Genomic DNA, 22,423 nt, shown 5'->3' on the forward strand with positions numbered 1-22,423 from the left:
GAAGATCTTGAGGTGAGTTCGATAAGACCGACTGCCGACACGGGTGGCGAGGCGGGCGCGCCCCGGGTGAGCGCGGCCGTCGTGCGGCGTTCCGTCGCCGTCCTCGTCCTGGTGGCCCTGGCCGCGCTGATCCCGTTCCTCGGGCCGCCCACCGCGCTGCGCGGCACGGGAGAGGCCTCCGCTCCCGGCATACGCGGGATCGCGCTCCTGCGGACGGTCCTGTTCGCCGCGGTGTGCGTCTCGGCGGGCGAGCTGTTCGTCGCCCGGCTGGCCCGCAGGGTGCCGGGCGCGCCGATGGAGGACGCGCCACGCAGCTGGGCCCCGGCCGCGGCCGCCGCCGGTTTCGTCGCCGCGCTCGGTCTCGCCTCGGTGGTGGCCACCGGCAACCTGGTGCCGCGCAGCCTCTCCGACATGGACATCGGCGGTCTCTACCAGACCCGGGACGGCGCGCTCGCGCTGCTGGAGGTCAACGCGTTCGTCGTGATGGGCCTGTGCGCCCTGTCGCGCCGCCCGGGCAACCAGGTGTGGCCGCTGGCGGCGGTCGCCGTCGCGGAGGCGCTGCGCGCCCACCCCACCACGGAGCAGAGCCCGCTGATCGGCTCCGGTCTGACACTCGTTCATGTGACGTGCGCGGCCCTGTGGGCGGGCGGGCTGCTGTATGTCCTGCGCACGCTCCACCGGTGGCGGAACACGGCCCCTGGGGAGGGCGTCGCGTTGTTGGGCCTCTACGCGCGCGTGGCGGCCGTTCTGCTCGCCGCGATCACCGCGACGGGCGTGTGCAGCACCTTGCGCAGGATGCCGCCCGGCACGGTCCTGGAACAGCTGACGACGACGGCGTACGGACGCACCCTGCTCGCCAAGGTGCTCCTCGTGGTCGCCGTCGCCGTCCTCGCCCTGTGGGCCCGCCACCGGCTGCGCCGGGCGGCCGATCCGCTCACCGCCTACTCCCCCGCGCGCGCGGAGGTCGTGGTCCTGGGCATGGTGGTCGCGGTCTCGGCGGTGCTCACCGCGGTGCCGGTGCCGATCCGCTGGTGACCCTTTCCGCGGGCCGACGGGTCAGTTGGCGACCATGACCTTGAGCGCGGTGCGCTCATCCATCGCCTTGTAGCCGCCCGGCACGCCTTCCAGACCGACGGTCAGGTCGAAGACGGGCGACGGGTCGATGGTCCCGTCGAGGACGTCGGGCAGCAGCTCCGGGATGTACGTGCGGACGGGCGCGACCCCGCCGCGCAGGGCGATGTTCCGGTCGAACATGACGCTCAGGTCGAGGCCGGTGCCGCTGCCGTGCGGAACGCCGACGAAGCCGATCGCACCGCCGTCACGGGTGATGTTCACGGCGGTCCGCATGGACTGTTCCGTCCCGACGGCCTCGACGACGGCGTGCGCGCCCTGGCCGCGGGTGAGTTCGCGTATCGCCTCGACGGCCGCGTCCCCGCGCTCGGCGACGACGTCGGTGGCTCCGAAACGCCGTGCGATGTCCGTACGGGCCTCGTGGCGGCCCAGCGCGACGATCCGGTCGGCGCCGAGCCGCTTGGCCGCCAGCACGGCGCACAGGCCCACTGCGCCGTCACCCACGACGGCGACCGTGGCTCCCGCGCGGGCGCCCGCGCCGAGTGCCGCGTGGTGGCCGGTCCCCATGACGTCGGAGAGCGTCAGAAGGGCGGCCAGCAGACGGTCGTCGGAGGCGGCCTCGGCGGGCAGCGCGACGAGCGTGCCGTCGGCGAACGGGACGCGCACGGCCTCGCCCTGCCCGCCGTCGGACCCGACCGAGCCCCAGAAACCGCCGTGCTCGCAGGACGTGGTGAGCCCTTCGCGGCAGTGGTCGCACACGCCGTCGGACCACATGAAGGGCGCGACGACGAGGTCGCCGCGCCTGACTCCGGTCACCTCGGTACCGGTCTCCTCGACGATCCCGAGGAACTCGTGCCCGATCCGCTGGCCCGGCCGCCGCGCCGACTCTCCGCGGTACGCCCACAGGTCGCTGCCGCAGACGCAGGAGCGCAGCACCCGCACCACGGCGTCACCCGGATTCCGCACCACCGGGTCGGGCACGTCCTCCACCCGCATGTCGAACGGGGCGTGGATGGTGGTGGCGCGCATGGCTGGATCCTGCTTCCTGCTCAGGTGGTGAGGGTGCGCCTCTCACGGTACGTCGCCGGGCGTGCGGGCTGCGCGCCGAGGGCCCCCAGCACCCCTCTGGCCAGCAGATACTGTGCCGCGATGTACGTGATCATGATCCAGAAGTCGGGCCGCGGAAGCTGTGGCCAGTCGGCGACGCCGGTCGCGATGAGGGTGTCCGAAAGCATGAACAGCGCCCCGCCGACGCCCGCGAGAAGCCCGAGCCGCGTGGCCCTGTACGCCATCGCGGTCAGCAGCAGGCTGTAGCCGGCGACGGGGACGCGGAGGTCGGCCGGGAGACCCGGCCACAGGAGGACGACCGTGGTGACGAGGGCGAGGGCGTACGCGGCTGCCGTGAGCCAGGTGCCACGCGCGCGTGGAGGCTGTTTCCCGGCGAGTGCTGTGGTCTGCCGGAAGAGCAGCAGGTAGCAGACATGGCCCGCCGCGAAGGACGCCATCCCGGCGAGGAAGGCCGGCTCGGCGTCGAACAGGAGCAGGACGTCTCCGCCCCACCCGAAGAGCAGCGCGGCGACGAGGAGCCGGGGTCCGCCGCACACGCGCGCGTAGAGGGCGAGCAGGGGCATCAGGAGGGGCTTGGCCGCCGTGTGGCCGGTCTCGTACCCGGCGGCCAGGGAGACGAGATCCACGACCGTCACCAGGCCGAGGGCGCCGAGCAGCACGCGCGCGTGGCGCGCGTTCACGCGGCGGGCTCCGGCTCCGTGACGGGCTTCTCCTGGGATGCCAGGGGCTCCTCGTGGGACGCGAGGGGCGTCTCCTGGGACGCGATGGCCTTCTCCGAAGAGGTGGCTCGCTCCGAAGCCGCCGCGGACGACGGCACCGGCTGCCACCCCGGCCCCCCGAACATCCGCCCGGCCCGCTCCCGCCAACTCCCCGCGGCCCGCAGGTCCCTGGCGATGGCGGCGTACTCGTGGGTGGCGACCCGGATCGGGTTGTACGTGTCGATGTTCTTGGTCAGCCCGTACACCGGCCGCTCGGTCTCAGGGACGAACGACCCGAAGAGCCGGTCCCAGACGATCAGGATCCCGCCGAAGTTACGGTCCAGATAGCCGCCCTGGGAGGCGTGGTGGACGCGGTGATGCGAGGGCGTGTTGAAGACGAACTCGAAGGCCCGGGGCAGCTTGTCGATGCGCTCGGTGTGGATCCAGAACTGGTACACGAGGTTCACCGACGAGCAGAACGCGAGCGCGGCCGGATGGACGCCGAGCGCGATGAGCGGGACGTAGAACGGCCACACGGTCCAGGTCGTCCAGGGCTGGCGCAGCGCGGTGGTGAGGTTGAACTTCCGGCTGGAGTGGTGCACGACGTGACAGGCCCAGAGGATCCGGATCACGTGATGTCCGCGGTGCGACCAGTAGTAGAAGAAGTCCTGCGCCAGCAACATCAGTGGCACGGTCCACCACAGGACGGGCACGCGCAGTGGTGTCAGCTCATATATCGCCGTGTAGACGGCGACGATCGGGATCTTCCACAGAAGGTCGAAGGCCAGACTCCCCAGACCCATGCCGACACTCGTGGCGGCGTCCTTCGTCTCGTACCCCGCGGCATCCTCGTCCGGATGGATCCGGACGCTCACCACCTCGATCACGGTGAGCAGCACAAACGCGGGTATCGACCACAGCACGACATCGGGCAGGTTCGGCATGCAAGCACCGTAGAACCGCTGGTGGACCGCGGCTAGACGTTGTTACCCACAAGTATTACCGGCGGTATGCGCTTGCTTCTTGGCGATCTCCACCAAGGAGCCGTGCGGCCCGGCCCCCTGTGCGAGCGCCTCGACCCCAGGTCATGACCATCACACCCCCGCCGCGCCCAGCAATGCCCCCGCCCCATAGGTGACCGCCATCGCCAACGCCCCGCCGGCCGCGTTCCGCAGCACCGCCCGGCCCGGGTCCGCTGCGCCCAGGCGGGCGCTGGCCCAGCCGGTCAGGACAAGGGCGGCGAGGACCGAGACCACGGTGACCGCCAGGCGCCAGGAGGCGGGAGGCAGCACCATCGCCAGCAGCGGGAGCAGCGCCCCGGCGGTGAATGCCAGGAAGCTGGCCCAGGCCGCGTGCCACGGGTTCGCCAGTTGGTCCGGGTCGATGCCGAGCTCCACGCGCGCGTGGGCCTTCAGCGCGTCCCGTTCCGTGAGCTGTTGCGCCGCCTCCAGGGCCACGTCCCGCGAGAGTCCCCGTTCTTCCAGCAGTTCGGTGAGCTCCTCCAGTTCCGCCTCCGGCTGGTCCCGCAGCTCCCGTCTCTCCGCGGCGAGGGCGGCCTTCTCCGAGTCCCGCTGGGTGGAGACGGAGACGTACTCCCCCGCGGCCATCGACATGGAGCCGGCGAGCAGACCCGCGAGGCCCGCCGTCAGCAGGGCCGCGCGGTCGTCCGTCGCCCCGGCCACACCGACGACGAGGCCCGCGGTGGACACGATGCCGTCGTTGGCACCGAGAACGGCCGCCCGCAGCCAGTTCAGCCGCTCGCCCAGCGCCCCGCCGTGGGCCTCGTCATGGGCCTCGTCATGGGCCTCGTCATGCGTCGGTTCCGTCACATGCGGGAGCATCGCACCCGGGACGTCACCAGACCCGTACCGACCCTCCCCGCGCGAACACCGGACTCGTCGCGTCGGCCGGCGGCTCCCCCAGTGGTTCGGCGATCTCCTGGGCGGTCGGGCCGGCCTTCGCCGCGATGGGGTCGAGGAGGCCGAGGTCGAAGCCGTACACGCGGGCCGCGTTGCCGCCGACCATCGCGGCGATCTCCGCGCGGGGAAGGCCCGCGTACGCGATCCGCAGGCCCTCGCGGGAGTACGGGTACGTGCCCTCGTCGTGCGGGTAGTCACTGCCCCACATGATCTTGTCGAGGCCGATGCGGTCGCGGAGCGGCACCTCGTGCGGGCGCATGAAACTGGCGCCGACGAAGCAGTTGTCCCGCCAGACCTCCGAGGGGCCCTTGCCCATCGAAGCGGCAAGCCCGGCACCGAACTTGGACTCGGCCGTGGACGCCTTCGTCGCCGCCGCGACCAGCCGTCCATGGTAGTAGTCCAGCATGTCGAGCACCCCGGGTATCCAGCCCGAACCCTGCTCGGTCAGCACGAGTTTCAGACCGGGATGGCGGCGGAAGGCGCCCCCGAAGATCAGGTGCCAGAGCGCGCGGTGCGAGAACCATGTCGTCTCCACCATGAAGACGGCCCGGGCCGCGGGCTCCTCGCCGAGCGGCGGGGAGGCCGAGCCCGCGTGGTGGTTCACGGGCACGCCCAGTTCCTCGCAGACCGTCCAGATCGGGTCGTACGCCGACGAGTACAGCTCGGGCAGCCCGCTGCCCGGTGGCGTGCCGGGCAGCAGCAGGCCGCCCCGCAGCCCCGCGCCGACCGCCCACCTGATCTCCTTCACCGCCTCCTCGACGTCGTTCAGAAGGATCTGGAAGACACCCGCCCGCCGGCCCGGGGCGGCCGAACAGAAGTCCGCCAGCCAGCGGTTGTGGGCCCGCAGTCCCGCCCAGCGCCGCTCGAACTCCTCGGCCGTCGGCGCGGGCGCCATCAGCGAACCCGAGGGGAAGAACGGCGGGATGGTGTTCGGGAAGACGACCTCGGCGACGATCCCGTCCTGCTCCAGCTCCGCGAGCCGCCGCTCCGAGTTCCAGTTCTTGTCGGCCGTGTCGGCCATCAGGTCCTCGTACGGATTGACGTACGTGGCCGCCCAGGCGTCGAACTCCTCGTGGAACCGACCCGCCAAGTACGGCTTGTAGTCGAGGAGATCGGCTCCCGCGTGGCAGTCGGCCGAGATGACGGTGTAGCGGTCGTCGCTCACCAGGTTCTCGCCCACGGGGTTCGCGTTCCCGGCGTTCACGGGGTCACCCCCAGGGCCGGGAAGTCATGGTCCGTCAGCCAGTGCCGGCCCACCTCGCGCGAGCGCGCCCAGGACGCCTCGACGGCCGACTGGTCCTCGGACTGGCCGAGTTCGGCCGGGGTCGGGCCGATGCGCCGCGCGAGCGGGGCCAGTTTCCCGGTGTCGAAGCCGAAGACCTCCGCAGCCGCCAGGCCCAGCATGCGGCGCGTCTCCGCCACCGGGATGTCGTGGAAGGTGCGCGACAGCCACGCGCGCGTGTCGGGCCATGTCCCCTCGGGATGCGGGAAGTCGCTGCCCCAGAGGATGTTGTCGACGCCGATCTCGTACCGCTGGGCGAGTTCGCGGCGCTTGGTGTTCGTCGCGCAGATGAAGACCTGGCGGTCCAGGTACTCGTGCGGCGGGCGCGTCAGCTCCGCGAAGGGGGACAGCTTCTTTCCGCCGTGCGCGCCCAGGTAGAGCCGGTCCATGAACCACAGGAGGTTCGGCAGCCACCAGCAACCCGACTCCGCCACACCGAACCTGAGCCCGGGGTGGCGCTCGAACACACCGGACCAGAGCAGGAACCACAGCGGCCTGGCCGGCCACCAGGTCACCTCGCTCACATAGATCCCGAGGTGGTCGCCGTACTCGTGGCGGGGCGCCGCCCCGGAGTGCGTCATGACCGGCATGGCGCACTCCGCCGCCGCGGCCCACACGGGGTCGTAACGGCGGTCGTGGTACGGCTCCTTGTCGACCCACATGGAGGGGATCATGAGGGCGCCGAGGCCCGACTCCTTGGCGCGGTACACCTCGGCGACGACCCGCTCGACGGGGGCCGTGACGGGCAACAGGGCGACTCCGCAGTGGCGTTCGGGGTTCTCGCCCACGAAGTCGGCCAGCCAGCGGTTGTGCGCCTGCGCGCCCGCCATTCCCAACTCCGGGTCCTGGTCGCCGGAGAGGCCGAGGCCCACTCCGAAGGGCGCGGCCGTCTGGCTGTCGACCGCGTCGGCGTCGGGGAAGACGACCTCCGCCGCCACTCCGTCGCAGTCCAGCTCCTTGAGCCGCTGCGCGGAGTCCCAACCGCCGCGCAGGCCCTCCTCGTTGTCCTGGAACCACTTGCTCGCGAACGCCTCGTTGCGGATGCCGAGCCGTGTCATCTCCTCGCGGCGGCGGTCGCGGCCCGCGAGGAACTCGTCGAAGTCCCGGTGGAAACGGGCGTCCAGATAGGGCCGGTACTCCTCGGTGGGCAGCCCGGCGTGGCAGTCGGAGGAGATGATCAGGTAGGGCTCTGTCGTCGAGGCCATGTGCGGCTCCTCAGTCCGGTCCTCAGTGGTCCGTCCGGTCCTCAGTCCAGAATGAAGTTCTCCAGGTACGCCGGGTCGGCGCGGTCGAGCATCGACCGCGAGCGCGCCCGGATCTGCGCGTCGCTGTGCTCGCTGTCGGGCAGCAGCCAGAAGCGGTCCGCCCGGATGCCGTCCGCCACGAAGTCGGCGACCTCCTCGACCGGCGTGAACCGCACGTCCTTCCCCGCCTCCCTCATCGCGGCCTCCCACTGGTCGAGGCTGCGGTAGGGGGTCCTGCGAGGCTTCTGCTTCGCGTACCGGTCGGGCCGGTTGCGGTGCGACTCCCACAGTCCGGTACGGAGCATGTGGGGCCCCGGGAAGAGCACGGAGGCCCCCACGCGCGCGTGCTCGGCCCTCAGGTGCGCGTACAGCGACTCGGTCATCGTCACGACGGCCGCCTTGGTGACGGCGTACACGGAGGCGGTGGGCAGGGGCGCGATGCCGCCGTCGCCGGACGAGGTGTTGACGACATGGCCCGGCTCGCCGCCCGCCAGCATCCGCGGTACGAAGGCCTGGACGCCGTGGAAGACGCCCCAGACGTTGACCGCGAACGCCCACTTCCAGTCGTTCGGGTCGTGCTCCCACATGCGGCCCTCGGCGCCCGAGCCGACTCCGGCGTTGTTGCACAGGACGTGCACGGCACCGAACCTCTCGTACGCCTCTTCGGCGAGCGCGACGACCTCCTCGCGCTGGCCGACGTCGACCACGCGCGCGTGCACCACGGCCCCGTCCTCGCGCAGTCCCGCGGCGGCCTTCTCCAGGGCGCCCTCCTCGACGTCGGCGAGGACGACCTTCAGCCCCTCGGCCGCGAACCGCCGTGCCATGGCCAGTCCGATGCCGCTCGCGGCTCCGGTGACGACGGCGACCTGTCCCGCCCTGAGTTCCATTCAGGTGCTCCCCTCGGGCGGCCCGTCGAGAATCTGCTGCGGGTCGTCGTAGCGCTGGTGGATGTACGGCAACAGGGCCTGCCCGCTGACCCGTTCGACGACCCTGCCCTTCTGGTCGGTCGTCTTCTCGCCGAGGGTGATCCCGACGAGTTCGCGTACGGGGAGGTCGGCGACCGGGTCGTACATGGACTCCCGGAGGACGACGTCACCGGTGATCCGCTCCAGCCTGCGCACCTTCTCGTTGCGCACGCAGTGCACGAGTACGGGGTCGGCGTCGAAGCCCGAACCGTCCACCGCCGGAAGGAACTTGAAGTAGAAGTCGGTCTTCTGTGTCGGCGCCGGCAGGGGCAGTGCCCCGCTGACCGCGCCGCGCACCTCCACGAACTCGATGCCGTGCCGCGCGAGGGCAGCCCGTACGACGAGACCGTCACGCTCGACCGTCACCTCGCCGAGCTTCTTGGGCTCCCCGAAGACCTCGCGTCCGCCGATGAGGGCACGCTCGTGGGTCATCGGCATGACGAGCGGATACCAGCCCTCGACCCCGTCGTGCGCGGCGGCGACCGCGAACGAGCCCGCGCCCAGGGGGTATCCGGGCAGATCGACCTTGCTGATGTTCACCCGGACCAGGGGCCGCCCGGTGGGTTTGAGCGGTGGCGGCAGGACCGCCGCGACCGCGTCCGGGTCGCTCTCCCAGAGGGCCACCACACCGGTGGACCAGATGTCGGGGAGCCGGGAGCTCGCGGTGCGCGCGGCGCCGATCTCCGCCTCGGTCCGCGCGCCGTACCGTACGCGTGCCATGTCGTACCGCCCTTCTCCGACCGTCCTTCTCTGATGGGCCGTCACCTGTAACACAGTTACAGCAGACCTCGCGAAGGGTAAATACTCGTGCGCCACAGGGATTTGGGGGCGTCATGGCAAGACCGGCACTGACCCGCGAGGAGGTCCTGGCCGCCGCCGCGGACCTGGTGAAGCAGCATGGTCCCCAGGCGCTGACGATGCGGAAGCTCGCCGCCGAGCTGGGCACGGCGGTGACCTCGATCTACTGGCACGTCGGCAACCGCGAGTCGCTGCTCGACGCGCTCGTCGAGCGCACTGTCTCCGAGCTGGGCGAGATCCGGCCCGCCGGGCGCACCCCGGCGGGGCGCATCGTGTCCGTGGCACGCGCCCTGCGCCGGCGGCTGCGCGACCATCCGCACCTCGTCGCGATGGTGCACGAACGCGGCCTGACGGAACGGATGTTCCTGCCCGCACAGCAGGCCCTGGCGCACGAGGTGCACGCGGCTGGACTGCGCGGGGCCCGTGCCGCCGATGTCGTACGGGCCGTGCAGTTCCAGGTCGTCGGGCACGTACTGGTCGAGCGCAACCGTGAGCGTGCCCCGGTGCAGCACCCCGGCGAGGAGGAGCTGTGGGGGGCGCGTACGGCGGAGGAGGACCCGGCGCTCGCCCGCACCCTCGCGCGGGCCATCGACACGGAGAAGCTGTTCACCCTCTCCGTGAAGGCGCTGGTGGCCGGGCTGTTGGCGGGGGCTCGTGACGGGGAGTCGGACTCCGGAACCGGCCCGGGCCCGGACTCCGGGGACAGGACTGTCAGTCGCGCCCCTTATCCTCAGTGACCATGCTCGAAGACCATCAGACCGCACCGTCCACCACCCCGTGGCCGGCCGCCTATCCGCAGGGGTACGCGGTCGTCGACGTGGAGACCACAGGACTGGCCCGCGACGACCGCATAGTGTCGGCCGCGGTCTACCGGCTGGACGCGCGCGGCGAGGTCGAGGACCACTGGTACACGATGGTCAACCCGGAGCGGGACCCGGGCCCTGTGTGGATCCACGGTCTGACGAGTGACGTGCTCGAAGGGGCGCCCCTGTTCCCGGAGATCGCCGAGGAGTTCGCGTCCCGGCTCGACGGCCGCGTCCTCGTCGCGCACAACGCGGTGTTCGACTGGTCGATGATCGCGCGGGAGTACGCGCGCGCGGAGCGCGAGGCGCCGGTCCGTCAGCGGCTGTGCACCATCGCGCTGTCCAAGGAGCTGGGACTGCCGCTGGCCAACCACAAGCTGGAGTCGCTCGCGGCGCACTTCGGCGTCGTACAGCAGCGCGCGCACCACGCGCTGGACGACGCGCGTGTGCTGGCCGAGGCGTTCCGGCCGAGCCTGCGGGCCGCCGCGCGCGAGGGCGTACGGCTGCCGCTGCTCGAATGCCGGCCGCTGACGGAGTGGACGGACCGGGCGGCGCCGCGGATCGGCCGGCAGTCCGGGGGCTACTCCTCCGGCGGGTACTCGTCGGGGGGCTATCCGTCCGGGAGTTGGCACCCCTCGCGCAAGCGGCCCGCCTGCCCGTATCCCAACCCGGGGCGGTACGAACCGGGCAAGCAGCTCAAGCAGGGCATGCGCATCGCCTTCTCCGGGGACACCTCGGTCGAGCGCGACCTCCTGGAGGACCGCGCCGTCGAGGCCGGACTGCATGTCGCGACGAGCCTGTCCCGGCTCACCAGCCTCCTCGTGACGAACGACCCGGACTCCGGTACGTCCAAGGTCGTCAAGGCCCGCCAGTTCGGCACCCCGGTCATCGACGAGGCGGCGTTCGGCCAGCTGCTGCGGGACGTGGAGCCGGCGTCGAAGGTGTGACGGAGCGTCTGCCGTGCGGAGCGTCTGCGGTGCGGAGTGTCTGCCGTAGGGGGCGCACGCCGGGGGCGCGGGCATCCGGTCGTACGGGTGATTGGGAAGCGACTCGCCCGGCGACCGCTCGCCCGTGACGCCCCGGCGGCCCACCCTGTGGCGCATGGCACGTTGTGAGGTCTGCGGAAACGACTACGGCATGACGTTCGAGGTGCACGCACAGGGTGCGGTGCACGTCTTCGACTGCTTCTCCTGCGCCATCCACCGCATGGCGCCCATCTGCGAGCACTGTCGCGTCCAGATCATCGGCCAGGGCGTCGAGGTCGAGGGCCACTGGTACTGCGGGGCCCACTGCGCCCGCGCCGAGGGGCGGGTGGGGATCATCGACAAGGTCTGAACCGCCCTGTCCCGACCACACGCCTCCAAGCCACCCCCTCCCGCTCAGCACCCCATGACCGAGTTGTACGGTCGTGGGGTGTACCGCTTCCTGTTGTCCCGGCAGTGGGTGATCCTCACCCTCATCATGCTCGCGCTCATCCCGACGATGATCGAGCTGGGCTTCTGGCAGCTGCACCGGCACGAGCACAAGGTCGCACTGAACAAGGTGATCTCGGACTCGCTGTCCGCGAAGCCGGTCCCCGCCGAGTCGCTCACCGCGCCGGGCAAGGCGATCGAGCGTGACGACCTGTACCGCCGGGTGACCGCGAAGGGCACCTTCGACACCACGGACGAGGTCGTCGTCCGCCGCCGCACCAACTCCGACGAAGAGGTCGGCTTCCACGTACTGACCCCGTTCGTCCTGGACGACGGCAAGGTCCTCATGGTCAACCGCGGCTGGATCCCCGCGGACGGCGCGCAGACCGAGTTCCCGAAGGTGCCCGCGCCCGCGAAGGGCGAGACCACCGTCACGGGCCGGCTGATGGCCGACGAGACGACCGCCGACAGCGGCATCAAGGACGTCCGCGGCCTCCCCGACCGCATGGTCATGCTGATCAACAGCGAGCAGCAGGCGAAGTCGCTCGGCAAGCAGGTCCTCGGCGGCTACGTCGAGCTGACCGCGCCGGAGCCGAAGAACGACACCCCCGAACTGATCCCGGAGCCCGACCACAGCGGCATCGGCCCCCACATGGCGTACGCCATCCAGTGGTGGCTCTTCGCCGCGGGCGTCCCCGTCGGCTGGGTCATCCTGGTCCGCCGAGAACGCCGAGACCTGACAGAGGCAGCCGCCGCACAAACAGAGCCGAAGGCAGAACCGGCCACGGTCTGAGTGAAGGGGCGCCCCTTCAGGGGCGCGGGGAACTGCGCGCCCAGCCCCCACCGACCCGCACCCGCACAACAATCCCTCGCCGGGGTTGATCGCCATAAACGCCGGGAACCCGGCAACAGTGCACCCATCCATCGAGGACTACGCCCTCATCGGCGACCACCAGACCGCCGCCCTCGTCGGACGGGACGGGTCGATCGACTGGCTCTGTCTCCCCCGGTTCGACTCGGCGGCCTGTTTCGCGAAACTGCTCGGGGACGAGGAGAACGGCCACTGGCGCATCGCGCCGAAGGGGGCGGACGTCTGCACCCGGCGCGCCTACCGCACCGACTCCCTCGTACTCGACACCGAGTGGGAGACCGAGGACGGCACGGTACGCGTCACCGACCTGATGCCACAGCGCGACCGCGCCCCCGACGTCGTACGGATCGTCGAAGGCGTCAAGGGCCGGGTCACCGTGCGCAGCACACTGCGGCTGCGCTTCGACCACGGCTCGATCGTGCCGTGGATGCGCAGGTCCGACGGCCACCGGGTGGCGGTCGCGGGCCCGGACTCGGTGTGGCTGCGCACCGAGCCCGAGGTGCGCACCTGGGGCAAGGACTTCGGTACGCACTCGGAGTTCGAGGTCGCCGAGGGCGAGCGGGTCGCCTTCGTACTGACCTGGCACCCCTCGCACGAACCGCGACCCGCCCGCGTCGACCCGTACGAGGCGCTGGCCGCGAGCCTCTCCGACTGGCGGGCGTGGGTGGCCCGCTGCCGCTACGACGGACCGCACCGGGACGCCGTCGTCCGCTCCCTGATCACGCTCAAGGCGCTCACCTACGCGCCCAGCGGCGGCATCGTCGCCGCGCCGACGACGTCACTGCCCGAGGAGATCGGCGGCGTACGCAACTGGGACTACCGCTACTGCTGGCTGCGCGACTCCACGCTCACCCTGGGCGCGCTGCTCGCGTGCGGCTACCAGGAGGAGGCGGCGGCCTGGCGCGACTGGCTGCTGCGCGCGGTCGCGGGTGACCCCGCGGAGCTGCAGATCATGTACGGACTTGCGGGCGAGCGGCGGATCCCCGAGTTCGAGCTGGCGTGGCTGCCCGGTTTCCGCGGCTCGGCGCCGGTCCGGATCGGCAACGATGCCGTACGGCAGTCGCAGCTCGACGTGTACGGCGAGGTGATCGACTCGCTCACTCTCGCGCAGCACGCGGGACTGCCCGCCAAGCCGCACGTGTGGCGGCTGCGCCAGGCGCTGATGGACTTCCTGTGGTCGGCGTGGCGCGAACCGGACGAGGGGCTGTGGGAGGTCCGGGGTCCGCGCCGCCACTTCGTGCACTCGAAGGTGATGGCCTGGGTGGCCGCCGACCGCACGGTCCGCACAATGGAGGAGAACCCGGACCTGAGCGGCGACGTGGACCGCTGGCGCGCGATGCGCGACGAGGTCCACCGCGAGGTGTGCGAGCGCGGCTACGACCCGGAGCGCAACACCTTCACGCAGTCGTACGGCTCCCGCGAACTGGACGCCGCGCTGTTGCTGATCCCCCGCCTCGGCTTCCTGCCGCCGGACGATCCTCGGGTGGTCGGCACGGTGGACGCGGTCCGGGCGGAGCTCACGCGCGACGGCCTGGTGCGCCGGTACGACTCGGACCCGACGGCCATCGACGGGCTGCCGGGCAACGAGGGCTCGTTCATCGTCTGTTCGTTCTGGCTCGCGGACGCGCTGCACCTGACGGGCCGTACGAAGGAGGCCCTCGACCTGTTCGAGCGGCTCGTCGCGCTCCGCAACGACGTGGGGCTGCTGGCCGAGGAGTACGACCCCGTGGCCGGCCACCAGCTCGGCAACTTCCCGCAGGCGTTCAGCCACATCGGCCTGGTGGGCACCGCCCTCGCCCTGTTCGGTGGGGAAGGGGACCGGGGAGGGGCTGGAGGGCCGGATGAGGAGGGGGCAGGATAGGGCCATGGATCTTGGACTGAAGGACCGCGTCTACGTCGTCACCGGAGCAACGCGCGGCCTGGGCCACGCCTCCGCGCGTGAGCTCGTCGGCGACGGCGCGAAGGTGATCATCACCGGGCGCGACGAGAAGACGGTGGCCGAGGCCGCGACGGCGCTCGGCCCGAACGCGCACGGCGTGGCCGTGGACAACTCCGACCCGAGCGCCCCGCAGAGCCTGATCGCGGCGGCTCGCGAGCGCTTCGGCGGTTTCGACGGCATCCTGGTCAGCGTCGGAGGCCCGCCGCCCGGGTTCGTCGCCGACAACACGGACGAGCAGTGGCAGTCGGCGTTCGAGTCCGTCTTCCTGGGCGCGGTCCGGCTGGCCCGTGCGGCCGCCGCGGAGCTCGGCGAGGGCGGGGTCATCGGCTTCGTGCTCTCCGGTTCGGTGCACGAGCCGATCCCTGGGCTGACCATCTCCAACGGTCTGCGCCCCGGTCTCGCGGGGTTCGCCAAGTCGCTCTCCGACGAGCTCGGGCCGCGGGGGATCCGGGTGGTCGGGGTGCTGCCTGCCCGGATCGACACGGATCGCGTGCGCGAGCTGGACGGGTACGCGCCGGATCCGGAGGCGGCGCGGGCCGCGAACGAGGCGCGGATTCCGTTGCGGCGGTACGGGACGCCTGAGGAGTTCGGTCGGACGGCCGCGTTCTTGTTGTCTCCGGCTGCCTCTTATCTGACGGGGATCATGGTGCCTGTTGATGGTGGGGCTCGGCACGGGTTCTGAACGGCGGGGTTGTTGTGTGGCTGCGGGTGCGTGGGGGCTTGTCGCGCAGTTCCCCGCGCCCCTGGAAAGCGGGAGGCTGCGCCTCCCTGCTTTCAGGGGCGTCAGGGGCGCGGGCTAGTTGACCCGTTCCGCGCCGTGCTTGACCCCCCGCAGGCGGACCTCCGCCGGGAGGGATGCCAGGCCTGCCGAGTCTCTCGCGTGGGCCAGGGCCTCTGTGGTCAGGCGGTGGAGGGCGTCGCCGGGGTCGGCGTGGGGTTCCAGGAGGAGCTGGACGCGTGCCTCGGGGACCGTGCGGCGTCCGGTGAGTGACACCTGGGCCCGCTCGACCCCGTCCAACGCGCCCGCCTCTCCGGCCAGTACGCCCTCCAGGGCCCGGCCCCGCAGCAGCGCGCCCTCGCCGTCGCCGGTGTCGACGAGCACCTCGGCGAGCCGGCGCCGCCGCAGTACGGCCGTGAGCCACCACAGGGCGAGCAGCACGGTCACGGCAAGTACGGCGATGACCGTGGGCCACCACCAGCCGTCGTCGCGCCACCGCGCCCGGTCCGCGTCGCTCAGCAGCACGTCGTGCTCTCCGTCGTGGATCCACCACGAGGGCGGGTCCGCGCCGAGGCCGACGGCCAGCGCGGAGCCGCCGAACACGACGAGGAGCAGGCCCGCGAGGCCCAGCAGCACCCTGTTCACGATCCTCAGCATCGAGCTCATCCCTTCCGTCCCGGCCGCGCGACATGCACCGACAGCGCGGGTCGCCGGGCGAGCCCGAGCCCCCTGATGCCGTCGGCGAGCGTGGCGTCCAGATCGGCGCGTACGTCGTCGAGTTCACGGAAGTGCGACACCGCGCGGACGTCGACCTTCCTGCGCCCCACCCGGACCCGCACCGACCGCACGCCGGACACCTCCATGGCCCGGTCGCGCAGCACCATGGCGGCGGCGCCCCGGTGGAGACCGGCCCGTACGTCGGTGTGGGCGCGGCGCATCGGCAGGACGTCCCGCAGGCCCGGTGTCGCGGCGAGCACGAGCAGCCAGACGCCGAGGGCCGTCGCGACGGCCGCGCCGACGAGGACCCAGGTGTCGTCGAGGGGGCGCTCGGCGAGTTCGTGGGCCAGGGACCTGCGCCAGTGCATGGCGGGCCGGTCGGCGCGGACCGCGGCGACGTCGTACAGCAGGAGGCCCGCGCCCGCCACGAGCAGCAGCGCGAGGATGCCCGCGGGGACGCGGCGGGCCGACCAGAAGCGGCCTTCCGCGTCGTCGGCCTCTTCGAGGACGGGCAGGGGTTTGTAGTCCGCCGCGGAGGCGGACTGGCCGAGTTCGCTCTCGACCGCCTTCTCGATGACGGGCAGGTGCTGCGTGCTCTCGGAGCCCTGCGACTCGCTCATTGCGTCCTCCCCTGTGCCGCGCCGCGCGTCTGCGCCGAGTGCAGCCGCTCCACCTGGACGCCGACCTCGGGCACTTCCATTCCCGCCAACGCCTCTACCCGCTGAACCACTTGGTGACGCACGGCAGCGCACTGGCCACCGATGTCGGAGGGATAGTCGAGTTCGAGACTGACCCTGACACGGGCGACTTCGTGGTGGACGATCACGGTTGCGTGCGGGGGCACGGCGTCGGGCGGCAGCACGCCGAGGGCCTCGCGCGCCGCGTGTGCGGCGATCTTCGCGACGACCCGGTCGGCGATCCGGAGTGCGCCCCGGTCGGCCGCCGCGACGGTCCGGCCGGGGCTGCCGGGCCGGACGACCGCGCGGGGCCCGGCGGGCTCACCGGCCTCCCCGGCCGCGGTGGACTCACCGGACACGCGCGTCACCGCCGCCGGTCGTCGCGGGTACCGCGGGTGCGGAAGAAGTCGGCGGGGTCCAGGTCCCCTTCGAGGAACCGGCCCACGACGAAGCCGATGGCGCCCAGCGCCGCCACCAGAAGGAAGGCACCGAACCCGCCGAAGTACCCGGCGAAGCCCAGCGCCATTCCGGCGATCATGCCGATCACGGCCCAGCTCATGGTGCACTCCTCAGCAGGTCACTGACGGACAGGGGCAGGTCACCGGCGAGCACCGACGGATCACCGGCACCGCGTCACTGGAGCCTGGACTCCGGTTCCTCGTCCTCTTCCTCCGGCAGTTTGACGTCACTGACCGCGATGTTGACCTCGACAACCTCAAGCCCGGTCATACGCTCGACGGCCGCGATGACGTTCTCCCGTACGTCACGGGCGACGTCGGCGATGGACACGCCGTAGTCGACGACGATCTCCAGGTCGAGCGCGGTCTGCACCTCGCCCACCTCGGCCTTCACACCGCGTGTGGCGGACTTCGAACCGCCGCCGGGGACCCGGTCGCGCACCGCGCCGAAGGTCCGCGAGATACCGCTGCCCATCGCGTGCACGCCGAGAACGTCACGGGCGGCGAGCCCGGCGATCTTCTCGACCACGCCGTCGGCGATGGTGGTACGCCCCCGGGTGGCCGGATCCCCACCGCCACGCTTGGTCACACTGGTCTTCCGGAGCTGCGCGTCCGGCTGCTCGACCTCGGGGGTCTCCGGCCGGTTCCGCTGAGTCGTGTCGCTCATCGCCGTACGTCCCTTTCGGTTGGCCTCCTTCCCACACTAAGTGGGGTTGCCCGGTCGCGCGCCGGGGATGCGGCAGGCTGGAGCAATGACGGCGGACCGATGGACCCAGGCGGTCAGAAACCAGCTCGGCCTCGGCAGACTGCTGCCCCTCGGGGGCCCGCACGACGGCGCGTGGATCACCGAGGCGGCGGCCACCGCGGTACTGCGCCGTGCGGCCCGCAACGTGCCGGGCGTACGCCTCACCGCCGTACGCCTCGCCCTCACCGACCCGGACAACACCCCGGAGCCGGCCGTCCCGCCCCCGCCGAGCGCGCTGCCTCCGGGCCCCCTGCGCATCACGGCGGATTTCGCGGCCACACCGGCGGAACCTCTCCCGGCAACCGCGTCCCGCCTGCGAACGGCGCTCACCTCAGCGGCGACGGACCGTCTGGGCCTGACGGTCACGGAGGTGGACCTACGGGTGACGGGCCTGCTGGAGGAGGCTCCGGGCACGGCGGACGAGGACGAGTCCGAGTCCGACGGACGCTCTGGGGACCCCGACCTCCGGCTGGACGCCGACGGGTCCCGTGTGGCCACCGCCGTACGATCCGTCCCCGGCGTCACCCACTTGGCCGCGATCCACATCGCACCCCGCCCCGGCACCGCGTCCCTCCCCCGCCGCCATGTCCGCGTGGATTTCGAGGCTGGGGCGTCCACACGCACGCTGGACGTGGCGAGAGCAGTCCGCACAAGGGCCACCGAGGCGCTACCGGATCACCCATCAGTGGCTGCCTTGGTAACAGCGGTGACCCCAGGCCTTTAGGGGCGCGGGGAACTGCGCACTCAGCCCCCACGCACCCGCACGCTCGGAACGACCTCAGTCACCCACACCCGCGAGGTCCCTCAACCGCCGCCCCTGAGCCGCCCGCTCGGCAACCCGCTGATCCTCATACGTACGCTGCACCGCCCCCTGCAACAACGCCTTGGTCTCGATCAGCGCATCCCGAGGCGCGGCCAACAACGCCCCCGCAAGATCACGCGCGGCATCGTCGAGCTGATCGGCGGGCACGGCGATACTCGCGAGCCCGGTCCGCTGCGCCTCCTCGGCGTGCACGAACCGCCCGGTCGCACAGATCTCCAGCGCTCGCGCGTACCCGACGAGCCCCACCAGCGGATGCGTACCCGTCAGGTCGGGCACGAGCCCGAGGCTGGTCTCGCGCATGGCGAACTGCACGTCGTCCGCGACGACGCGCAGGTCACAGGCGAGTGCGAGCTGGAAGCCCGCCCCGATGGCATGCCCCTGCACGGCGGCGATGGACACGATGTCGCTCCGTCGCCACCAGGTGAAACCCTCCTGGTATTCGGCGATGGCAGCGTCGAGCTCGGCGTCGGAACGACGCGCGAGATCGATGAAGGACGGCTCGCCGTCGAACCCCTCGGGCGTGAACGCCTGCCTGTCGAGCCCCGCGGAGAAGGACTTGCCTTCGGCGCGCAGCAGGACGACACGGACGGTGCCCGGCAGCAACTGCCCCGCCTCGGCCAGTGCCCGCCACAGAGCGGGGCTCTGCGCGTTGCGCTTGGCCGGGTTGGCCAGCGTCACCGTGGCGATCGCGTCGTCGACGGTGAGCCGTACGCCGTCCTTGTCGAGCAGCGGGTCGAACGAAGCCATGGGGCGCCTCCGATGTGTGCGGTCAGAGCGGGTGCCGTAGGAGCACACCCTTAAGTGACTGCACAGTAACCACCCGGGCGGTCAATCGACCGACCGGGTGGCCACCATCGGAGAACGAGGAGCCGCCCGGCGTCAGGCCGACGCGGCCTTCTTGCCCCGCGTCGCTCCGCCACGCCCACGGAGCGTGACGCCCGACTCACTGAGCATCCGGTGTACGAAGCCATACGAGCGGCCGGTCTCCTCGGCCAGCGCCCGGATGCTCGCACCGGAGTCGTACTTCTTCTTCAGGTCTGCCGCGAGCTTGTCGCGCGCGGCGCCGGTTACCCGGCTGCCCTTCTTCAGAGTCTCGGCCACCCGTGCCTCCTCATGGGAAGTGCGCTCTGGACTTCTCATGATCACCCCTCAAGAGCTTCCTGGCCACCCATTCGGCAAGGTCGGTGCCACAAGCTTTGGGTCATGGAAGCCCGTCACCATGAGCGGAATACGGGATTCCGCGCGCGCCTGTCCGTACGGCCGAACGGGTTCATCCACGAAGTGCCAGGTCAGCGGCGTGCGACGGCCGGACCCTTGGGAATGCGGGGCCCGGCCGGAAAATCGATGTAGGACACACCTCGGTACGAGGAGATCTCACACAGATGATGGATCACGGATAAGCCGAATGATCCATACGCAGTGGATCAGTGGTTCGATCAAGCACCGGTGACGGCTTCCGCGGGCCGTTCCGGGCCCAGTGCCGACCGTTCCGGGCTCAGTGCCGGGCTCAGGCGAGGGCCACCAGATCCGCGTAGTCGGACCCCCACAGGTCCTCGACGCCGTCGGGCAGCAGGATGATCCGCTCCGGCTGGAGCGCCTCGACGGCGCCCTCGTCGTGGGTGACGAGGACGACGGCGCCCTTGTAGGTGCGCAGGGCGCCGAGGATCTCCTCGCGGCTGGCCGGGTCGAGGTTGTTCGTCGGCTCGTCGAGGAGGAGGACGTTCGCGGACGACACCACGAGGGTGGCGAGCGCGAGACGGGTCTTCTCGCCGCCGGAGAGGACCCCGGCCGGCTTGTCCACGTCGTCGCCCGAGAACAGGAACGAGCCGAGCGTCTTGCGGACCTCGACCAGGTCCAGGTCGGGGGCCGCGGAGCGCATGTTCTCCAGGACCGTGCGCTCGGGGTCGAGGGTCTCGTGCTCCTGTGCGTAGTAGCCGAGCTTGAGGCCGTGACCCTCTATGACCTGGCCGGTGTCGGGCTTCTCGGCGCCGCCGAGGAGGCGGAGCAGGGTCGTCTTGCCGGCGCCGTTCAGACCGAGGATGACTACGCGGGAGCCCTTGTCGATGGCCAGGTCGACATCGGTGAAGATCTCCAGCGAGCCGTACGACTTCGACAGGCCCTCGGCCATCAGCGGGGTCTTGCCGCAGGGGGACGGCTCGGGGAAGCGCAGCTTGGCGACCTTGTCGGACTTCCGCTCGGCCTCAAGGCCCGCGAGGAGCTTGTCCGCGCGCTTGGCCATGTTCTGGGCGGCGACGGTCTTGGTGGCCTTGGCGCGCATCTTGTCGGCCTGCGAGTGGAGCGCGGAGGCTTTCTTCTCGGCGTTCTGCCGCTCGCGCTTGCGGCGCTTCTCGTCGGCCTCGCGCTGCTGCTGGTAGAGCTTCCAGCCCATGTTGTAGACGTCGATCTGGGCGCGGTTGGCGTCCAGATAGAACACCTTGTTGACGACCGTCTCGACCAGGTCGACGTCGTGGGAGATCACGATGAAGCCGCCGCGGTAGGTCTTGAGGTAGTCGCGCAGCCAGACGATCGAGTCGGCGTCGAGGTGGTTCGTCGGCTCGTCGAGGAGCAGGGTGTCCGCGTCCGAGAAGAGGATGCGGGCCAGCTCGATACGGCGGCGCTGACCGCCGGAGAGCGTATGGAGGGGCTGGCCGAGCACCCGGTCGGGCAGGTTGAGCGCGGCGGCGATGGTGGCGGCCTCGGCCTCGGCGGCGTATCCGCCCTTGGTGAGGAACTCCGTCTCCTGGCGCTCGTACTGGCGCATCGCCTTCTCGCGGGTGGCGCCCGAGCCGTTCGCGATGCGCTGTTCGTTCTCGCGCATCTTGCGGATCAGGGTGTCCAGGCCGCGTGCGGACAGGACGCGGTCGCTGGCCAGCATGTCGAGATCGCCGGTGCGCGGGTCCTGCGGGAGATAGCCGACCTCGCCGGAGCGGGTGACGGTGCCTCCGGCGGGGACGCCCTCGCCTGCGAGGACCTTGGTGAGGGTCGTCTTGCCGGCGCCGTTGCGGCCGACCAGGCCGATGCGGTCGCCCTTGGTGATGCGGAAGGTCGCGGACTCGATGAGGACGCGGGCGCCGGCACGGAGCTCGACACCGGAGGCGGAAATCACGGACAGACTCCTGGGCAGGGTTGATGACGGGGTGGGCGGCTGGGATCGTTCACGCCGTCTAGTGCGCGAGGAGAATGGCCATGGGCCAAGTCTAACGGGGCGGTGCAACCACTTTTTCTGCGTGCGGGTGTTCGGAAGTGTGACGCTCATTGCCCCGGCGGGGTGCGGTGCGGGGTGATCCGGCCGCGACCGTCCACCGCGATCAGCTGGTCGGTCCAGGCCCTTCCCGGGCAGGGCTGCGCGACCAGGAGCACCGCTTCGCGCCGTACCGCCCGCACGGGTGCGAAGACGCAGCCCCTGCGGGCGGGCACCACCCAGCGCAGGTCACCGTCCTCGACGCGCCGCGCAGTGACGACGGCGAGCATCCCCCGGTCGAGGTCGAGGGTCCGCAGCACTCCGGCACCGCCGTGGACCGCGAGCCAGTCGGCGGCGCCCGGCAGGGCCCGGTGCCAGCGGACGGCTCTGTGGGAGGTGGCGGTGACCAGCCAATCCCCGTCGGGGCCGCTCGGATCCGGCTCGGCAGGGCGTTGTCAGTGCCGGGTGCAAGACTGTGGAGCAGGTCACATTCAGGCGATGTTCCGGCACCGGGACCAGAGGGAGTGATCGGCATGGCAGGCACGGACGGCGGGCGCCCGAGCATCTACCCGACACTGCTGTACACGGACGCGAAGGCGGCGATCAAACAGCTCACGGAGGCCTTCGGCTTCAGCGAGGCCTCGGTGTACGAGGGCGAGGACGGCAAGGTCCTGCACGCCGAGCTGGTGCAGGGCAACGGCGCGGTGATGCTCGGCTCCCGAGGCACCGGCGGCCGCTTCGACGAGGCCATGAAGGGCTCGACGCACACCGGGGTGTACGTCGTCGTGGACGACATCGACGCACACCACCAACAGGCCGTCGCCCACGGCGCGGAGATCCTGATGCCCCCGACAGACCAGGACTACGGCTCCCGGGACTACATGGCCCGCGACATCGAGGGCAACATCTGGAGCTTCGGCACATACGCCCCGGAGATAACGGCCTGAGACCACTGGTCCCGCCCGCGCCCTGGGCCCCGTAAGGGGCGCGGGGAACTGCGCGACCAGCCACGGCCGGCCCGTAGCCGAATCACG

The 22,423-nt window shown here is 71.4% G+C and carries 26 protein-coding genes; 9 read left to right on the forward strand and 17 right to left on the reverse strand.

Features of this window, described 5'->3' with window-relative positions; translation table 11 throughout:
* The first annotated feature begins 12 nt into the window (after nucleotides 1-12).
* The gene (locus tag ACFWXQ_RS33780) at nucleotides 13-1,035 is read left to right on the forward strand and encodes a CopD family protein (RefSeq protein ID WP_383945800.1); all 1,023 of its coding nucleotides are present in this window, start codon (nucleotides 13-15) and stop codon (nucleotides 1,033-1,035) included.
* A 21-nt stretch (nucleotides 1,036-1,056) separates the two neighbouring features.
* On the opposite strand, the gene ACFWXQ_RS33785 is transcribed toward ACFWXQ_RS33780, so the two are convergent.
* The 8 genes from ACFWXQ_RS33785 to ACFWXQ_RS33820 form a co-directional block, all read right to left on the reverse strand.
* The gene (locus tag ACFWXQ_RS33785; RefSeq protein WP_383945798.1) at nucleotides 1,057-2,100 is read right to left on the reverse strand and encodes a zinc-dependent alcohol dehydrogenase family protein; all 1,044 of its coding nucleotides are present in this window, start codon (nucleotides 2,098-2,100) and stop codon (nucleotides 1,057-1,059) included.
* A 20-nt stretch (nucleotides 2,101-2,120) separates the two neighbouring features.
* Nucleotides 2,121-2,819, reverse strand: coding sequence for a lysoplasmalogenase (locus ACFWXQ_RS33790; protein WP_383945795.1), 699 nt, complete (start codon nucleotides 2,817-2,819; stop codon nucleotides 2,121-2,123).
* Nucleotides 2,816-3,781, reverse strand: coding sequence for a sterol desaturase family protein (locus tag ACFWXQ_RS33795; protein ID WP_383945792.1), 966 nt, complete (start codon nucleotides 3,779-3,781; stop codon nucleotides 2,816-2,818). Before ACFWXQ_RS33795 ends, ACFWXQ_RS33790 begins: the two co-directional genes overlap by 4 nt.
* A gap of 150 nt (nucleotides 3,782-3,931) precedes the next feature.
* Complete coding sequence (locus ACFWXQ_RS33800) at nucleotides 3,932-4,666, reverse strand: VIT family protein (RefSeq protein WP_383945789.1); 735 nt, start codon at nucleotides 4,664-4,666, stop codon at nucleotides 3,932-3,934.
* A gap of 25 nt (nucleotides 4,667-4,691) precedes the next feature.
* The gene (locus ACFWXQ_RS33805; protein WP_383945786.1) at nucleotides 4,692-5,960 is read right to left on the reverse strand and encodes an amidohydrolase family protein; all 1,269 of its coding nucleotides are present in this window, start codon (nucleotides 5,958-5,960) and stop codon (nucleotides 4,692-4,694) included.
* The gene (locus ACFWXQ_RS33810) at nucleotides 5,957-7,243 is read right to left on the reverse strand and encodes an amidohydrolase family protein (protein ID WP_383945782.1); all 1,287 of its coding nucleotides are present in this window, start codon (nucleotides 7,241-7,243) and stop codon (nucleotides 5,957-5,959) included. The genes ACFWXQ_RS33805 and ACFWXQ_RS33810 overlap by 4 nt, the downstream gene beginning before the upstream one ends.
* Nucleotides 7,244-7,284: 41 nt before the next feature.
* Nucleotides 7,285-8,169 carry an SDR family NAD(P)-dependent oxidoreductase gene (locus tag ACFWXQ_RS33815; protein WP_383945779.1) on the reverse strand — a complete coding sequence of 295 codons (885 nt, stop codon included), beginning with the start codon at nucleotides 8,167-8,169 and terminating at the stop codon, nucleotides 7,285-7,287.
* Nucleotides 8,170-8,967 carry an acetoacetate decarboxylase family protein gene (locus ACFWXQ_RS33820; RefSeq protein WP_383945776.1) on the reverse strand — a complete coding sequence of 266 codons (798 nt, stop codon included), beginning with the start codon at nucleotides 8,965-8,967 and terminating at the stop codon, nucleotides 8,170-8,172.
* A gap of 113 nt (nucleotides 8,968-9,080) precedes the next feature.
* On the opposite strand from ACFWXQ_RS33820, the gene ACFWXQ_RS33825 reads away from it, so the two are divergent.
* The 6 genes from ACFWXQ_RS33825 to ACFWXQ_RS33850 all read left to right on the forward strand — a co-directional run bounded on the left by ACFWXQ_RS33825 (nucleotide 9,081) and on the right by ACFWXQ_RS33850 (nucleotide 14,752).
* Nucleotides 9,081-9,782 carry a TetR/AcrR family transcriptional regulator gene (locus tag ACFWXQ_RS33825; protein ID WP_383945773.1) on the forward strand — a complete coding sequence of 234 codons (702 nt, stop codon included), beginning with the start codon at nucleotides 9,081-9,083 and terminating at the stop codon, nucleotides 9,780-9,782.
* A 2-nt stretch (nucleotides 9,783-9,784) separates the two neighbouring features.
* On the forward strand, nucleotides 9,785-10,795 hold the full coding sequence (locus tag ACFWXQ_RS33830; protein ID WP_383945769.1) for a DEDDh family exonuclease: 1,011 nt from the start codon (nucleotides 9,785-9,787) through the stop codon (nucleotides 10,793-10,795).
* Between the two features lie 154 nt (nucleotides 10,796-10,949).
* Nucleotides 10,950-11,183 (forward strand): hypothetical protein, encoded by a 234-nt coding sequence (locus ACFWXQ_RS33835; protein WP_143637050.1) that lies wholly within the window; start codon nucleotides 10,950-10,952, stop codon nucleotides 11,181-11,183.
* Nucleotides 11,184-11,261: 78 nt separating this feature from the next.
* Nucleotides 11,262-12,053 carry an SURF1 family protein gene (locus tag ACFWXQ_RS33840; RefSeq protein ID WP_383945766.1) on the forward strand — a complete coding sequence of 264 codons (792 nt, stop codon included), beginning with the start codon at nucleotides 11,262-11,264 and terminating at the stop codon, nucleotides 12,051-12,053.
* 118 nt (nucleotides 12,054-12,171) lie between these two features.
* A complete protein-coding gene (locus ACFWXQ_RS33845) occupies nucleotides 12,172-13,992 on the forward strand; it encodes a glycoside hydrolase family 15 protein (RefSeq protein WP_383945764.1) in 1,821 nt (606 codons plus the stop codon).
* Nucleotides 13,993-13,996: 4 nt separating this feature from the next.
* Nucleotides 13,997-14,752 (forward strand): SDR family oxidoreductase, encoded by a 756-nt coding sequence (locus ACFWXQ_RS33850; protein ID WP_383945761.1) that lies wholly within the window; start codon nucleotides 13,997-13,999, stop codon nucleotides 14,750-14,752.
* Nucleotides 14,753-14,866: 114 nt separating this feature from the next.
* Here ACFWXQ_RS33850 and amaP read toward each other — a convergent pair whose 3' ends face one another.
* The 5 genes from amaP to ACFWXQ_RS33875 all read right to left on the reverse strand — a co-directional run bounded on the left by amaP (nucleotide 14,867) and on the right by ACFWXQ_RS33875 (nucleotide 17,307).
* Nucleotides 14,867-15,454, reverse strand: coding sequence for an alkaline shock response membrane anchor protein AmaP (amaP, locus tag ACFWXQ_RS33855; RefSeq protein ID WP_383945758.1), 588 nt, complete (start codon nucleotides 15,452-15,454; stop codon nucleotides 14,867-14,869).
* On the reverse strand, nucleotides 15,451-16,125 hold the full coding sequence (locus tag ACFWXQ_RS33860) for a DUF6286 domain-containing protein (RefSeq protein WP_383945755.1): 675 nt from the start codon (nucleotides 16,123-16,125) through the stop codon (nucleotides 15,451-15,453). Before ACFWXQ_RS33860 ends, amaP begins: the two co-directional genes overlap by 4 nt.
* Nucleotides 16,122-16,550: a hypothetical protein gene (locus tag ACFWXQ_RS33865; protein ID WP_383945752.1), complete on the reverse strand. Its 429-nt coding sequence runs from the start codon at nucleotides 16,548-16,550 to the stop codon at nucleotides 16,122-16,124. Before ACFWXQ_RS33865 ends, ACFWXQ_RS33860 begins: the two co-directional genes overlap by 4 nt.
* Entirely contained in the window at nucleotides 16,547-16,741 is a 195-nt protein-coding gene (locus ACFWXQ_RS33870; protein WP_383945749.1) for a hypothetical protein, read from the reverse strand. The genes ACFWXQ_RS33865 and ACFWXQ_RS33870 overlap by 4 nt, the downstream gene beginning before the upstream one ends.
* 74 nt (nucleotides 16,742-16,815) lie before the next feature.
* On the reverse strand, nucleotides 16,816-17,307 hold the full coding sequence (locus ACFWXQ_RS33875) for an Asp23/Gls24 family envelope stress response protein (protein ID WP_383945746.1): 492 nt from the start codon (nucleotides 17,305-17,307) through the stop codon (nucleotides 16,816-16,818).
* Between the two features lie 85 nt (nucleotides 17,308-17,392).
* On the opposite strand from ACFWXQ_RS33875, the gene ACFWXQ_RS33880 reads away from it, so the two are divergent.
* Nucleotides 17,393-18,109, forward strand: a complete 717-nt coding sequence (locus tag ACFWXQ_RS33880) for a nucleopolyhedrovirus P10 family protein (RefSeq protein ID WP_383945743.1) — start codon at nucleotides 17,393-17,395, stop codon at nucleotides 18,107-18,109.
* 54 nt (nucleotides 18,110-18,163) lie between these two features.
* On the opposite strand, the gene ACFWXQ_RS33885 is transcribed toward ACFWXQ_RS33880, so the two are convergent.
* From ACFWXQ_RS33885 to ACFWXQ_RS33900, 4 genes are all read right to left on the reverse strand, one after another.
* Nucleotides 18,164-18,955, reverse strand: a complete 792-nt coding sequence (locus ACFWXQ_RS33885) for an enoyl-CoA hydratase/isomerase family protein (protein WP_383945741.1) — start codon at nucleotides 18,953-18,955, stop codon at nucleotides 18,164-18,166.
* A gap of 132 nt (nucleotides 18,956-19,087) precedes the next feature.
* Nucleotides 19,088-19,309, reverse strand: coding sequence for a helix-turn-helix domain-containing protein (locus ACFWXQ_RS33890; RefSeq protein WP_006123601.1), 222 nt, complete (start codon nucleotides 19,307-19,309; stop codon nucleotides 19,088-19,090).
* A gap of 406 nt (nucleotides 19,310-19,715) precedes the next feature.
* Complete coding sequence (locus tag ACFWXQ_RS33895; RefSeq protein ID WP_383939714.1) at nucleotides 19,716-21,314, reverse strand: ABC-F family ATP-binding cassette domain-containing protein; 1,599 nt, start codon at nucleotides 21,312-21,314, stop codon at nucleotides 19,716-19,718.
* Between the two features lie 146 nt (nucleotides 21,315-21,460).
* The gene (locus ACFWXQ_RS33900) at nucleotides 21,461-21,709 is read right to left on the reverse strand and encodes a hypothetical protein (RefSeq protein WP_383939711.1); all 249 of its coding nucleotides are present in this window, start codon (nucleotides 21,707-21,709) and stop codon (nucleotides 21,461-21,463) included.
* A 213-nt stretch (nucleotides 21,710-21,922) separates the two neighbouring features.
* On the opposite strand from ACFWXQ_RS33900, the gene ACFWXQ_RS33905 reads away from it, so the two are divergent.
* Nucleotides 21,923-22,336, forward strand: coding sequence for a VOC family protein (locus tag ACFWXQ_RS33905; RefSeq protein ID WP_055616248.1), 414 nt, complete (start codon nucleotides 21,923-21,925; stop codon nucleotides 22,334-22,336).
* The last annotated feature ends 87 nt before the right edge of the window (nucleotides 22,337-22,423 follow it).

The sequence above is a fragment of the Streptomyces sp. NPDC058697 genome (assembly GCF_042715345.1).
Classification (GTDB): Bacteria; Actinomycetota; Actinomycetes; order Streptomycetales; family Streptomycetaceae; genus Streptomyces; species Streptomyces liliifuscus.